The organism is Pollutibacter soli, from assembly GCA_029269725.1.
In the GTDB taxonomy this organism is placed as follows: Bacteria; Bacteroidota; Bacteroidia; order Chitinophagales; family Chitinophagaceae; genus Pollutibacter; species Pollutibacter soli.
Window position 1 is genome coordinate 61,379 of record JARJHS010000003.1, and the last position, 15,169, is coordinate 76,547.

The window sequence follows — 15,169 nt, forward strand, 5'->3', positions numbered from 1 at the left end:
TAGCAAAAAGCAGCGACCCAAATTTTCGGGTGGAACTACGTAGTTAAATTACTATAAGGAAAAATGTCGCATTAGAAAACTGTGGAATTAATGATTGTCTTTTACCTCAGAAATCATTTTCCATAGAGATTTCGGCTCAAAAATGCGTTTCTGAATTTTGCTTTTGCATCGAATTCTGCAACCAGGTTCTTAAATTCTTTCATTTTCGGATACAGGGTTGACAGCTTCGCTGGTGACATCGTAAAAAGTTTGCCCCAATGTGGTTTTGCATTAAATGGCTCCAGCGTTTTTTCGATTACAGGCAACAACTTACTTACGTTGGGCCAGTCTTGTTTTAAAGTAAAATGAATTGCGACTGATGGTTGTTTATAGCAGGGACTCATCCAGAAATCATCACCATCAATTGTTCTTATTTCTGAAATAAAAAGATGCGGACTGATCTGCTTTCCGATTTTCTGAATAGCAAGGATTGCATCGACCGCATTTTGTTTGGATACAAAATATTCAGCCTGCAACTCTTTTCCACTGCTTGGTGTGAACCCCATTTTAAAATGCGGAAGTCTTTCATACCACGGGCCATCCACACCCATTTGTTCTGTACAGTTTTCAGCAGATAGTTCAATGATCGGGTGCACATTTTTCGTTGCTGCTGCTGCACCAAAAAATTCAGGTTTTCCTCCATATGCAGAGGGAGAAGAAGAGCGTTCTTTTATCCAGACTTCGTTAATACTTTCAGTAGTCCAGTCGGTAAACAAACTCACGCTGTATCCTGCAGATTCTATTGTTTCAAAATTATCGCGTAGCTGACTCAGTGGCAATTTTTCAAAAACCCATTGACGCATCTGAAATTTAGGTTGCAGTTTCAGCGTGATATTTGCTATCGCGCCTAACGCACCAAGGCCAACAACAGTAGCATTGAATTTTTCTCCATCTGATTTTTTCAGTTCAATCCATTCACCTGACGCATTGATAAACTGAATGGCTACCACCTGAGTCGATAAGTTTCCATTCTTTAAGCCTGATCCGTGTGTTGCTGTTGTAACCGCACCCGCAACAGAAATGTGTGGAAGAGAAGCCAGGTTGTGCAGTGCAAAGCCTTTTTCATCAATAATCGGCGCAAGCTCTCCGTACTTCATCCCACCCTCCACCGTAACCTCGGATTTTTCAGTATCCAGCTTCACCATCCTGTTCATATCCCGGAGTGATACAAACTGATCTTTGCTGTCGGCGATCGTATTGAAGCAGTGCTTTGTACCCAGTACTTTCATCTTAGGATATTGAACAATCAGCTTCTGCAACTCTTCTACCGATTTAGGATAAACGATTTTATCTGTACTGTATACAAGATTACCCGCCCAGTTACTGATTTTTTCGGGCATGGCCCATGATTCGATCGGACTAACGAGCGGAGCAGCCATCATTGCAGAACTTAATTTTAAAAATGTTCTTTTCTTCATATCCCGGTGTTGATACAAAAAAGATAGTATAAATAACAATCACTTTTAATCAGCACAGCTACGTGGCTGGAAATATTTTCAAAAAAATGATCATTGAAGGACTACATAAAAAAAAAGCACCCCTTTTGGAGGTGCCTTCTCAAAACATCTACGGACAAATTATTTCAGTTTAATGACTGGTTTCAACTTATAGTCGCCAGTACCTTCCTGGTGGATGGATAAAGCAGCATCAAAATCAGCAACCAGTGAATCGATATCTCTGCTCAACGCTTTCTGCAGTTTAATTTTTAACCCCGATTCACTTCCACTGGGAATCGTCAGCGGATAAGTTTGTCCGGAAATCACAATGCTGTTAGCATCTCCCAGTACAAATCTCACTTCCTGCAAAACATCCAAAGGAACAACTGCCGTTGCAACTACAGTATCAAGGCCATTCTGATATTCAAGCAAATTATAAATGCCCTGGTTGGTAGGTAAAGAAATCCAATCGTGCTTCTGCAATTTTACTCTTACCTCCCTGATGTCCACATTTACTGCTGATGCATTGTAAGGAGCATCGGTAAGATGAATTTTCAGCTGGGTAGTTTCCTCTTTGTCTTTTGTACAGGAAGCCAATCCAAGCAATGCTGTTAAACCAAAAAGACCAACAAGTTTCAGGATACGCATAAATGATTATTTGTCTTCCCAGAATGAAAAAACTATGCCATTGAGTACCCAAAAACCGTGACTAAAAGCTAAAATTGGGAAGAGGCGATTTGTTCGCTGGAAAATAGACGTTTATGTATTGAATAACCTGTTAATTGCCGGGCGGAATTTTGTAAAAAATTACGATAGTGCATTTCGGGTGAATAAACTTTCGGCTTTTCAAACAGCCATCCCACGGGGGCTTTTTTTGCCGCCTTCGGCGATCTTCTAAATGCAGCACACGGAGGAAGCTGAGAAACAGCCCGCAGAGGAGAGAGAGTCTTAATATTAGAGTGCTTTTAAAAATTCTGAAAATTACTTATTGCTCTTATTTTTTAGTTAAGAGAAATGTCAATCGCTAAATCCATTATTTAATTTTTCTCCTCCGCGTATATTCCTCCGCATGCTCTGCGTTCCGGCTGTTCCCATCGCCACAGGCGATTAAAAAAAATCCGAAGCACACAATCCGCCATTCGAAGTGAGTACAATTCCGATATATTTGTTTCATGAACGCGCTCATCGTCGATGATAACAAAATAGCCAGGACCACCATGAAACAACTCGCCTCACAAGTGAAGGACCTGGTGGTAGTGGGTGAATGTTCCAATGCGATGGAAGCTTACAATTTTCTTCGTGACCAGGCTGTTGATTTATTACTACTCGATATTGAAATGCCTGGCATGACCGGTCTGGAGCTCACAAAAAATATGGGTGATAAAAAACCCCTGATTGTTTTTACAACCTCAAAAAAAGAATATGCTGCAGAAGCATTTGAGCTCAACGTAGCAGATTACCTCGTAAAACCTGTTACTCCTTCACGCTTTATCCAGGCAATCGATAAAGTGCGTGAGTTTTTGGAAAGTGACAAAGATGAAATCACTCTCAACAAGGATAGTTTCATTTTTATCCGCGACTCTAACATCGTTCGTAAACTCAACCTCGAAGATATTCTCTACGCCGAAGCCATGGGCGATTATGTAAAGCTTCACACAGCACAAAAATTTTATGCCATTCATTCGACATTAAAAGCTGTTGAAGAAAGACTTCCCGCTCCTGCTTTTATTCGGGTTCATCGATCTTACATCGTGGCACTGGATAAAATTGAAACCATACAGGATGGTGACCTGATCATTAACAGCAAAGCAATCCCCGTTGCAGATGCATATCGATCCTCATTGAATAAGCGGATGAATATCCTCTAGACCCCTATAAATGTTAAATACCACCCGTTTTGATTTAACATTCCATTTTTGTAACTGATTTCTTTCCTGTACGTCTCTATTATATAAACAGGGAACAAAGTGAGTTAAAGATTACTGCGGGTATTCCGACGACTAAAAATGCCTGTTTAACGATTCCCGATGATGCAGGGCAGATCAGGATCTTAGCTTTGTTTCATCAATATGATTCAAATACATAACAATAGTTTTCTCATAAGCAGTTAGTTTTGGTTAGACAGGGCTGTATTTCCATACGGCCCTCCTTTTTTTACACTCGAATGAATAACAGACAAATCATATTAATCATCTTTTTAACTGTCATACTTATCCTTTCAGCTTATGGATTGCTTGAAGGAATTGAGCGGCATTTCCATATTGCCGTGATGATTATTCTCATTTTTATCATGCTCTCTGATGTTATAATGATGGCTTCGGCTTATTTCAGGTATCTGAAAACTGGTCCGGAAGACAAACCCTGACCTTATACTATATTTGGTTATACAATCATCATGAGCCGCTACTTTAAATATCTTTTACTCGTAGCTTTTCTGGCTGCAGTCTTACTGATTGTATTTCTCCAATTTAATTCCAACAGCAATATCAATCAACTGATCGATAGCAACGAGATGCTGATGCAGGATCTCGCAACAAGATCGGATCTGCAGCAATTGTTTAATGAGGTGATAACGATGGAGTCGAAAGTGAGAGGAGCAGTAATACGGGGAGTTCCACTTGATTCTATAGAATTTACATCTGAAACGGATACCATTTACAAGGCTTTGAACCGTCTTGACTCACTTCATGATGATCCTTCACTGCATTCGCTTATCGAACAATTGAGTTTCCAGGTTGATGAAAAGATAAAATTCAACCGGGCGGTGCTTGACAGCTTTTCCCTGAGAGGTAAAGCGTCTGCAGAAGAACTGATCAATACACAGATGGGGAAAAAGCTGACGGACAGTATTCGCCTGGTGATACTCAAAATAGATGACCAGCACCAGGTGTTTGTATTGAATACCATCAGACAGGCAGATGACAACGGCAGAAAAGCAAAGACCCTTGGTACCATCATGGCTATCATCGCAGCCATTGCGTCCGTTTTTACATTCGTATATGTGGCTTATAAAGTGCGCGAACAACAGCAACTTATTTCGCGACTGAATGTATCTGAAAAGAAAGCAAGGGATGCGGCAAGGATCAAGGAGAATTTCCTGGCCAACATGAGTCATGAAATCCGAACGCCGCTAAATGCGATCCTCGGGTTTACTAACCTGCTTCAGCGGAAGCCTCTTGAACCGGATACAAAAGACTACGTACAAACAATTCAAAAATCGGGTGAAAACCTGTTGACGATTGTAAATGATGTGCTCGATCTTTCAAAGATTGAAGCTGGCATGATGCGAATAGAATCGGCGCCATTTAGTCTGAGGGGCCTGGTACACTCTGTCGAAACCATGTTTCGTCAGAAAGCTCAGGAGAAAAATCTGAAGATCAGTTCAGCGGTTGCAGACGAAATTCCGGATGCCCTCGAAGGCGATGCCACCAGGCTAACGCAGATACTGGTCAACATTATTGGCAATGCGATAAAGTTTACTTCCTCAGGAAGTATATCGATGCATTTTACCAGCAAGGGCAAAACGGGCCCGGCCATTTTACTTGGAATCGAAATAAGAGATACAGGGATTGGTATTGCAAAAGATCAGCTCCCCCATGTTTTTGAAAGGTTTCAGCAGGCTGAAAACACTCCTGCAAGAAAATATGGCGGTACTGGTCTGGGCCTTTCGATTGTAAAGGAACTCGTGGAATTGCAACAGGGAAGTATAGCCGTAGAGAGTGAAGCAGGTATGGGCGCAGGATTTCTTTTGACCATCCCTTACAAAATTGCTGTTGAAGATGCACAACCGGTTCCCCGGCCGGATAAGGTAGCATCCCCGATTTTTATCGGACAAACAAGGCTGCTGGCAGTAGAAGATAATGAGATTAATCAAAGTCTGCTCAAACATCTCTTCACCGGATGGAAATTGAATTTCGATATTGTCAATAACGGACGCGAAGCTCTACAAATTCTGAGCAAAAACAAATACGATCTCATTCTGATGGATATCCAGATGCCTGAAATGGACGGATATTCAACAGCACAGGAGATCAGAAATAATTTGCAATTACAGACCCCGATTGTTGCGATGACTGCACACGCAATGTCCGGCGAGCGGGAAAAATGCCTCAGCTATGGCATGAATGAATACATTCCGAAGCCTATACGTGAAGAGCAGCTCTTCCAGATCATAACCAAATTTGTAGAGGCTCAACGAAAAAATGAGAATGGTAAAAATCCAGAAGAGTTGCGTTCCGATCATGCATTCAGGTTCATCAACCTGGATTATATGAAGGAGGTCAGTGGTGGCAACAGAGAATATGAAAGAACGGTTACGGAGCAATTCATGGAAGCCATTCCTGATGACCTGCAAGATATCCGTCATGCCTGGGAAACAAACGATGCTACTCTTCTGCGACAACTTGCACATAACCTGAAAACGACAATATCAGTAATGGGATTAAATCCATTACTCGAACCACAATTGAATTTGCTCGAGCACCATAACCTTTCAAAGGATCAGTTTGAAAAGGTTTTTGGCGAATTGAAATCAATACTTTCCCACTCTCTGCAGGAAGCAAAACAGTTCTATCGCAGTTTCAATTAAAGATGTATTTTCCTGACCTGCCGATTGTTTTTGCCTGTTCAGCGATCAGCTAAACTTCTTTTTATTATACGGTTGTAAGTTTATGTTGTCAGTCGATAACACATCTGAAACATAAAAACAAAAGGATACTTAGCATAAGGCTTCTCAAGGTTTCTATAGGATAAAAACTTCCCCTGCGTCTGCAGGGGATTTTTTTTCAAGTAAGAAGGGAAAGGTTAGAAGTAAGAAGTAAGGGCGAAGTAGGATTTGCGAAGGACTAATTGAAGATCGTTCAACCGAATGATTTTTTTATGTGGCATCTGTACGGAGGTGTTCGATTTTCTGTAGGGAAAAGGCATGCCTTTTCCTTGGATATTTTCAACTGCATTTTATCAAAAGCACTGCATTAATCTGCTGCCTGCTGCCTCTCCCCTACATAACGACCCTTTTTGCCCATTCGCCGAGTGATCCCTGCAACAGTTTTTTCTTCAAAGCAACTTTGCCTTGCAATAATGAAGTGCTATGAACTTAAGGTTTCAATACCTGATCAGATACTTAATAGTCGCCATGGTTTTTTGCATTCCTGTTTTAGCAAATGCGCAAAACAGGAATACCGATTCACTGCGCCTGACTATTCCGGAAGCAGAAGGTCTTTTTCTGAAAAACAATCTCCAATTGCTGGCGGAACAATATAATATCGATATCAACCGGGCTTTTGCAGATCAGGCAAAACTCTGGGATAACCCCCTTCTTGTGACCGATCAGAATATTTACGACGGGAAATTCTTTCGCCATGGTACAGAAAATGGAGTACAATATGGTGAAATATATGTGCAGGTGCAGCAACTGATACGCACAGCTGGTAAAATCAAAAAACAAACAAGGCTTGCCAATGATAATACCCTCGGCGCAAAGGCTCAATTCGAAGACGTGATGAGAAACCTTCGCTATGTCCTTTCCACCGATATGAATAATCTTGCGCAATTACAGAATACATCGACGGTTTATACCACTGAAATCAGTACAATGCAATCACTCGTGAAGGGAATGGACGAAATGCTTCGCGTTGGGGACATCTCACAAAAGGAAAATATCCGCGTCAAAGCATTGCTTTTCTCTTTACAGAATGAACTCAGTGAAAATATTCGTCAGCAGGTTGATCTTGAAAAAGAACTTGCAATGCTTCTTCATCTGGATGACACTTCGTGGGTTATTTCACTCGCCGGCGAATCATTCGACAGCACTAAAATTTCAGATCTCAAACCAGGTCTGCTTCGTGATAGTGCCATTCAATTCAGGCCTGATCTGAATTTCGCAAAAATTGCCATCCAATACCAGTCCCACAATATTGCATATCAGAAATCACTCGCAAGTCCGGACCTGAATGCCGGTGTTGAGTATGATAAACTCAATAGTTATGTGCCTAATTACTGGGGCCTTTACCTGGCATTACCCCTTCCGGTATTCAACAGAAACCAGGGAAATATCAAAGCAGCAAAACTGGCATCGCAACAAACAGATATCAACTTTCAGCAGGCACAAAACCAGGTAAGCAGAGAAGTAACCAGTGCCTGGCAAAAGCTGATCAATGCTACAGGAATGCTAAACACAGATAATAATCAACTACAAAGTAACTACGATACCCTTATGAAAAACATGCTTGACAGTTACCGGAAACGGCAGGTAAGCCTGATTGAATTTATCGACTTTTTTGAAGCTTACAAAGATACCCGTGTAAAAGAATGGCAGCTCATCACCAATCAGCGAAACGCAGCTGCTGAATTAAACTTCGCTGTAAACCGGCCCGTCATTCAACTTTAATTATTACTGTGATGAAAAAATTATATAACCTGGTTATACTCGCTGCAACTGCATCATCCATTCTTACAAGCTGTGGAGACGGCGATGCAGAAACAAATGCAAAAACAGATGAACCGCTTATCAGCGACAGTACAATGCAACTGCTGAAGATGGATACAGCCCGATTGCGAAACACTGATGACGAGATCAAATTGAGCGGAGAAGTAAGTTTTGATGAAAATAAAGTAGTAAAAGTATATCCATTCAGCAGTGGCCAGGTACTCAGTGTAAATGTCAGTGTAGGCGATTATGTGAAAAAAGGGCAGACCCTTGCCACCATCAGGAGTGCAGATATCGCAGGTAATTATTCCGACCTGAGTGTCGCCGGCAATGATGTTGCTATTGCAAAACGCAGTATGGATAATGCAGAAGGTCTGTACAAGAATGGCATCGCCAGTCAGAAAGAATTTGAAGAGGCAAAGGAAAATTATAACAAGGCTCTGGTCAATGCCAATAAAATACGTCAGCAGATCCAGATCAATGGTGGCGGCCACACGGATGCGAATGGTACTTATGTAATCGCATCACCAAGAAGTGGCTATGTAGTAGAGAAACTGATCAACGCCGGCAATTTTATCAGGAACGACAACAGCACAAACCTGTTCACTATCGGTGATATCAGTGATGTCTGGATCTGGGCAAATGTGTACGAAACAGATGTTGCAAAAGTGCAGGAAGGTTATACTGCATTGGTTACTACCCTCGCCTATCCGGATAGTGTTTTTACCGGAAAAGTCGATCGTGTTAACCAGGTACTCGACCCCGTTACCAAGGTGATGAAAATAAAAATTGTACTTGAAAATCCTGGCGGCGCTTTAAAACCGGAAATGTTTGCGAATATCCTGATCACAAAAACGGACAGTAAAAAATCGCTTGCTGTTCCTGCTTCAGCAATCATAAGCGAGAATGGCAGAAATTATGTGGTGGTATTTGTAAATAAAGATGATGTGAAAGTGCAGGAAGTGAAAGTGGCAAAGACCATTGGAAATTATACATACATCAACAAAGGACTCCAACCGGGCCAACTCGTGCTTACTCAAAACCAGATACTCGTTTACAGAAAACTTACCGACAGATAGCAAATTAATTCTGAAGAAAGTCGCATGAAAAAATTTATACAACGAATCATCCGGTTCAGTTTACAACACCGCTATTTTGTTTTCTTCATGACGGGCGTGCTGGCGATCATCGGATTCATCAGTTATAAAAGCACTCCGGTGGAAACTTTTCCGGACGTCACCAATACGCAGATCGTTATTATTGCTCAATGGCCGGGACGAAGCGCAGAAGAGGTGGAAAAATTTGTTACCATACCGCTTGAAGTCTCTTTGAACAGCGTACAGAAAAAATCAAATCTCAGAACTACATCAGCATTCGGTTTAAGCTATATCAGGATCATTTTTGATGATGATGTTGATGATGCTTTCGCAAGACAGCAGGTATTGAGTCGCCTTGGCAATGCTGACTTACCGGAAGGCGTGAAACCAGATGTACAACCACCATACGGACCAACAGGAGAAATTTTCAGATATACTTTAAAGAGTCAGACAAAAAGTATCCGTGACCTTACTACTATTCAGAACTGGGTATTGGATCGTGCATTCAAGAGTGTTCCAGGCGTGGCAGACGTGAACAGTTTTGGTGGTGAAGAGAAGATATTCGAAGTCAGTGTGAATCCCGATCTCCTGATCAAATACAATCTTTCTGCACTTGATGTATACAATGCTATTGCCAAAAGCAATGTGAATGTCGGCGGTGACGTCATTGAAAGAAACGGGCAGAGCTATGTAGTGAGAGGAATTGGCATTCTTTCCAGTATAGATGATATCAAAAGCGTGTTTATTGAAAAGAGAAACGGAGTTCCCTTGCTTGTAGGGAATGTCGCGGATGTTATTGAAAGCGGCAAACCCAGGCTGGGAAAGGTGTCCAGGGATGAGGATCAGCCAGACGTTATTGAAGGAATTGTGGTAATGCGCAAAGGCGAAAATCCTGCGGAAGTACTTACACGCGTTCGCGAAAAAGTAAAAGACCTGAATGAAAATATTCTTCCCAAAGATGTAAGGATCGATACATTTTATGATCGCACCAACCTCATGGATTACGCGCAGGAAACAGTGTTGCATAATCTATTTGAAGGTATCGTGCTGGTCACGGTGATCGTACTCATATTCATGGCCGACTGGCGAACTACGCTGACCGTCGCGATCATCATTCCGTTATCGTTGCTTTTTGCATTTATGCTGATGCGCATCAAGGGAATGAGTGCCAACCTGCTGTCCATGGGTGCTATTGACTTTGGTATCATCATCGATGGTGCCGTGGTCATGGTCGAAGGGATTTTTGTTGCGCTGGATCACCGGGCTAAAGAAATAGGAATGGAGAAATTCAACAAACTCTCCAAAATGGGTTTATTTAAATCGACGGCAACAGAGATGGGCAAGGCCATCTTCTTCTCCAAAGTAATTATTCTTACCTGTCTCATTCCCATCTTCGCGTTCCAGAAAGTGGAAGGAAAAATGTTTTCGCCACTGGCATACACTTTAGGCTTTGCACTGCTGGGTGCATTACTATATACGCTTACGCTGGTACCGGCATTGTCGAGCGTACTGCTGCGAAAAAATGTTCGCGAAAAAAATAATCCTGTCGTTCTGTTTTTTGAGAAAGGAGTCAGCAGATTACTCAACGTCGTTTACAGAAATCAGAAACGAAGCGTGATCATCGCATTCTCTATCATGATCGTTTGCTTCTTCTCCGTAAAATTTCTTGGTACAGAATTTTTACCTGAACTGAATGAAGGCGCATTATGGGTAGAATCGGAACTACCGATGAGTGTATCGCTCAACGAAGCTGATAGTGTTTCACAAAAAATGATCTCGATGCTGACTTCATTTCCCGAGGTAAAACAGGTGTTGTCTCAGATCGGGAGAACCAATGATGGAACGGATCCTAAAGGTTTTTTCAATGTGCAGATACAGGTGGATCTCAAACCTAAAAAAGAATGGAAACGCGGACTGACAGAAGATCAGCTGATCGATGAAATGGATAAGAAACTAAATATCATTCCGGGTCTTGTACTGAACTATTCACAACCGATCAGGGATAATGTAGAAGAAGCAGTCGCAGGTGTAAATGCAGCGCTTGCTGTAAAGATTTTTGGCAGCGATTTTCAGACGCTCGATAGTTTGAGTCGCGCGGTTTTAAAAAATCTGGAAGGCATAAGAGGTATAGAAGACCTCGGGATTTTAAAAAATCTTGGACAGCCGGAATTCAAGATTGAGCTCGATCAACAGAAAATGGCGATGTACGGCGTCAATACTGCTGATGCGAATGCGGCCATTGAAATGGCGATTGGTGGTAAGGCTGCGACAGAGTTGTATGAAGGCGAAAGAAAATTTGATATACGTGTACGTTATCAGCAAAACTATCGAAGTACACAGGAGGAAATTGAACAGATCATGGTGCCTACCAACGATGGTGCAAAAGTTCCGCTGAAAGAAATTTCGGTGATGAAAACGCTTACCGGTCCGGCCTTTATTTATCGTGACAATAATATGCGTTACATCGCTGTAAAATTTTCTATCCGTGAACGTGACCTTGGAAGTACCATCGCTGAAGCGCAAAGCAAAGTAAAGGCCAATGTGCATTTGCCCCAGGGTTATAAGATGACATGGAACGGTGAATTTGAAAATCAACAAAGAGCAAACGCAACGCTGGCGAAAGTGGTTCCGATTTGCTTACTGGTGATATTCATCATTCTATTCATCACATTTGGAAATGTGAAAGACGCAACACTTACCATTCTGAATGTACCATTTGCATTGATCGGAGGTATACTCGCGTTACATATCACGGGAATGAATTTCAGCATCAGCGCAGGCATTGGTTTCATTGCATTGTTCGGTGTATGTATTCAGAATGGTGTGATATTGATCAGTGTATTCCGGAAAAACCTTGAAGCAAAAATGCATTTTGATGATGCGATTAAGCAAGGGGTGATCAGTCGCGTGAGGCCGGTAGTGATGACGGCATTGATGGCCGCGATTGGCTTATTGCCTGCAGCGGTTGCCACAGGTATCGGAAGTGAAACGCAGAAGCCATTAGCACGCGTAGTTATCGGGGGGCTCATTACTGCCACAATACTGACTTTGCTGATCCTGCCGGTGATGTATGCGCTGGTGTACAAGTTTATGCACCTGAGGGAGAACAGGAGGTTGTTGAAGAAATCGGGATTGGTGAAATAAGGAAACAGCAGACAGTAGATGTGACAGGCAATACGAACAGCCGGCGGTTGATAATGACAAAGGCCGGCAAAAATTATAAATTTCAACAGCCAGTCCCGTAGGAACGATGATCTTTTGAACGTTAAACGTTGAACGTTGAACGTTACACGTTCTACTTCTTCAGTTCTTTATCCAGCGCCATCAACTCTTCATGGTACTGATGCTTTCCATGTTCATCAGCATTCAGCTTTTTTGAAAGTGATGCAAGTACAGCTTTGGATTCAGTTGAGTTTATCGCACCGATGCGTTGAATAGTGAACAGCATGGCTTTTGGCAACTGTGCTTTTTCTGCAATGGCCAGTGCACGATGCATATCCAGGGCGACCAGCGGCTCAAATGCATACCAGTTCATGAAGGGCAGGTTCTGATCATCCTTATCTTCTGCGTGTGCATACAAGGCTTCCACAATCGCCCAGCGTTTTTCAGGCGCTGTTTGTTGCATTGCTGATGATATGCGCAATCTTACCATTGCGCTTGGATCAGACTTTGCCATGGAAGCAAATTTTGCCAGTGCGGCATCAGAAGGATTTTTTGATTCAGTAAGAAACTGCACAGCCCAGCCGCGTACATACTCGCTTGCGTTATCACACAGTGCAATCAACTCTGATTCACTCAATCCATTCGTTACTTTTAGTGCCCACATCGCACGCAGTTTTCTTGTTACATCAGAATTGTCATTCAGGATCTTTTTCAATGCTGCATGAACTTCTGCATTACCACCACGTTGCATCAGCTGCAAACGCGCCTGGCGGACATACCAGTCGTTTTTATTGAGTTGATAATTCACGAGCTCCATATCACTCGCCTTCGATAAATCGACCTGGACAAACTTATCTTTCTCATTGATGATGGTGAAAATGCGGCCCATCGTTTTATCATGCACTTCTGCATTTGCGCTGTGACATTGGTTTTTATCATACCAGTCGATCGCATACACCGAACCTGACGGACCATAACGGAAATTCAACCACTGGCTCCACGAATCATTGGTCAACAGGAAATCCTGGCCATGAGTTCCGATATATCCGGAACCTTTACGCGCAAGGTGATCCACATCAACGCGACTACCATGGATGCTGTTCATCATAATGTCATCACGATACTGCGCCGGCCAGCTATCACCACCGAGATAGATCATCGCACCCGCATGTGCGTGACCACCACCCTTACTTGCAGAGCGACCATTACCTGCATGCGGACCACGATCACCGATCCAATGCACGTGATCAGCCATTTGTTTTACATCGTCAAAAGTGTATTCGGGATGTTTTCGTGCCTGGCGTGTATATCGGCCATTCTGGAAAATCTGGTAGAGATGCGGGATCACGCATGCAGTTACAAATGCATCACCGTAATCATTCCAGTCGATGCCCCATGGATTACTTGTACCTTCTGCATACAGTTCAAATTTCTTCGTAACCGGATGAAGACGCCAGATGCCTCCATTCAATTTTACTCGTTCGTTATCTGGTGTACCGGGTTTACCCACATTCGAATTCGTGAACACACCGTGCGTTCCATACAACCATCCGTCAGGACCCCAATGAAAACTATTCAGTGTCTCATGTGTGTCTTCATAACCCCAGCCATCAAGAATAATCTGGGCAGGACCAGATGGTTTATCGGTTGCAATATCCATCGGGATGAAAATGAGATAAGGTGGGGCTCCGATCCAGACACCACCCATACCTACTTCAATTCCACTCACCAAATTCAACGTATCGATAAATAATTTCTTACTATCCAGCGTACCATCGCCGTTGGTGTCTTCAAAAATATACACACGATCTTTTCCTCCGCCATTCGGTGCACGCGTTGGGTAGTTATGTGATTCGACCACCCACAGTCTTCCGCGCCAGTCAAGTGTGAACGCAATCGGCTTTACAATCTCTGGTTCAGATGCTGCGAGCTTTACAGAAAACCCCTGTGGCACTTCCATCGCTTCTGCGGCCTTCGGTCCAGAAAGCCCGTTGAATTTTGTATAATCCAACGGCGGCATTACGACGATTTCAGAAGGTTTCAGTTCATTGGGAAACTCAGGACGTTTTGCATAAAATTCAAAATCATCAAAGTTAATATGCGCAGTCTTATCCTTTCCGATATATGGAATCGGAGAAATGCCGGTTTCATTATCCACCAGCCTGATAAAAATTTCCTGCCCCATCAAAGGCTGAAGATCTACGACAACAGGACGCAGGGTCGGTCTTCCGGTTCCTGTAATCTGGAAGAATACGCTGTTATTATCTGCACGAACAATTTCAACGCGTGTATCCTGCAATGCACCACCGGAAACTTTAAATGCGGCCCAGGGTTTGGTTACTTTAAATCCAACCGAAGTAAGCGTTCCTGTTTTTGCATGACCAACACTTCCGCCGCTGGTAACAAAATATTTTCCCTCTTTATCGATCTGTGCATCTTTTTCATGAAGCGGTGAAGGGTCAACTGAAACCAGCGCAGTATCAAATGCATTGCCTTCAGCTTTCCAGTCTTTCAAAGTACCTGTTTCAAAATTCAGGTTCAACGGCTTTCCGTCATTGATGCTTACGGGAATATTTCCTTTGGGGATGGGAACTTTTGTATCTGTAGCTGCGCTGACCACAAATTTGCCCACCATTCCTGCCAGGCGGTGACCGGGAACTGTACAGTAATAAGTATCACTAACGGTAGCCGTAAACGTTATTTGTGTTGTCTCCCCTTTCTGACTCAGGGTTTTGCTTCTCACTTTTCCTTTTTCAAGGGCGATGTCATGTGTCATGACTTCCATGTTCACTATCCGGATGCGGACTTTCTCGCCTTTCTTGGCTCGAAGCGTCGGGTTGCGGGTACCATCTTTTGAAAAATATCCAAGCATCGATGCCTCGAGCAGGTAATCCCGGTCGTACGCAGGTTTTTTAGCAGCGGGTTGCTGCGCCTGCAGACTTCCTGCAGATAAAACAAAAATCAAAATCATTACAGAAAGAAAACTCAATTGCTTCATATGGTGTGTT

The 15,169-nt window shown here is 42.8% G+C and carries 9 protein-coding genes; 6 read left to right on the plus strand and 3 right to left on the minus strand.

Annotated elements, in window-relative coordinates:
• Positions 1 to 113: 113 nt before the first annotated feature.
• Both P2W82_RS08660 and P2W82_RS08665 read right to left on the minus strand, forming a co-directional pair.
• Complete coding sequence (locus P2W82_RS08660; RefSeq protein ID WP_336515474.1) at positions 114 to 1,457, minus strand: FAD-binding protein; 1,344 nt, start codon at positions 1,455 to 1,457, stop codon at positions 114 to 116.
• 159 nt (positions 1,458 to 1,616) lie between these two features.
• Positions 1,617 to 2,123: a DUF4382 domain-containing protein gene (locus tag P2W82_RS08665; protein WP_336515475.1), complete on the minus strand. Its 507-nt coding sequence runs from the start codon at positions 2,121 to 2,123 to the stop codon at positions 1,617 to 1,619.
• 524 nt (positions 2,124 to 2,647) lie between these two features.
• On the opposite strand from P2W82_RS08665, the gene P2W82_RS08670 reads away from it, so the two are divergent.
• The 6 genes from P2W82_RS08670 (at position 2,648) to P2W82_RS08695 (ending at position 12,143) form a co-directional block, all read left to right on the plus strand.
• Positions 2,648 to 3,343, plus strand: coding sequence for a LytR/AlgR family response regulator transcription factor (locus P2W82_RS08670; RefSeq protein ID WP_336515476.1), 696 nt, complete (start codon positions 2,648 to 2,650; stop codon positions 3,341 to 3,343).
• A gap of 296 nt (positions 3,344 to 3,639) precedes the next feature.
• Positions 3,640 to 3,840, plus strand: a complete 201-nt coding sequence (locus tag P2W82_RS08675; RefSeq protein WP_336515477.1) for a hypothetical protein — start codon at positions 3,640 to 3,642, stop codon at positions 3,838 to 3,840.
• A 30-nt stretch (positions 3,841 to 3,870) separates the two neighbouring features.
• On the plus strand, positions 3,871 to 6,063 hold the full coding sequence (locus P2W82_RS08680; protein WP_336515478.1) for a response regulator: 2,193 nt from the start codon (positions 3,871 to 3,873) through the stop codon (positions 6,061 to 6,063).
• A gap of 501 nt (positions 6,064 to 6,564) precedes the next feature.
• On the plus strand, positions 6,565 to 7,863 hold the full coding sequence (locus tag P2W82_RS08685; RefSeq protein ID WP_336515479.1) for a TolC family protein: 1,299 nt from the start codon (positions 6,565 to 6,567) through the stop codon (positions 7,861 to 7,863).
• 11 nt (positions 7,864 to 7,874) lie between these two features.
• Positions 7,875 to 8,981, plus strand: coding sequence for an efflux RND transporter periplasmic adaptor subunit (locus tag P2W82_RS08690; protein WP_336515480.1), 1,107 nt, complete (start codon positions 7,875 to 7,877; stop codon positions 8,979 to 8,981).
• A gap of 24 nt (positions 8,982 to 9,005) precedes the next feature.
• A complete protein-coding gene (locus tag P2W82_RS08695; protein WP_336515481.1) occupies positions 9,006 to 12,143 on the plus strand; it encodes an efflux RND transporter permease subunit in 3,138 nt (1,045 codons plus the stop codon).
• 151 nt (positions 12,144 to 12,294) lie between these two features.
• Here P2W82_RS08695 and P2W82_RS08700 read toward each other — a convergent pair whose 3' ends face one another.
• A complete protein-coding gene (locus tag P2W82_RS08700) occupies positions 12,295 to 15,159 on the minus strand; it encodes a PVC-type heme-binding CxxCH protein (RefSeq protein WP_336515482.1) in 2,865 nt (954 codons plus the stop codon).
• Positions 15,160 to 15,169 lie beyond the last annotated feature (10 nt).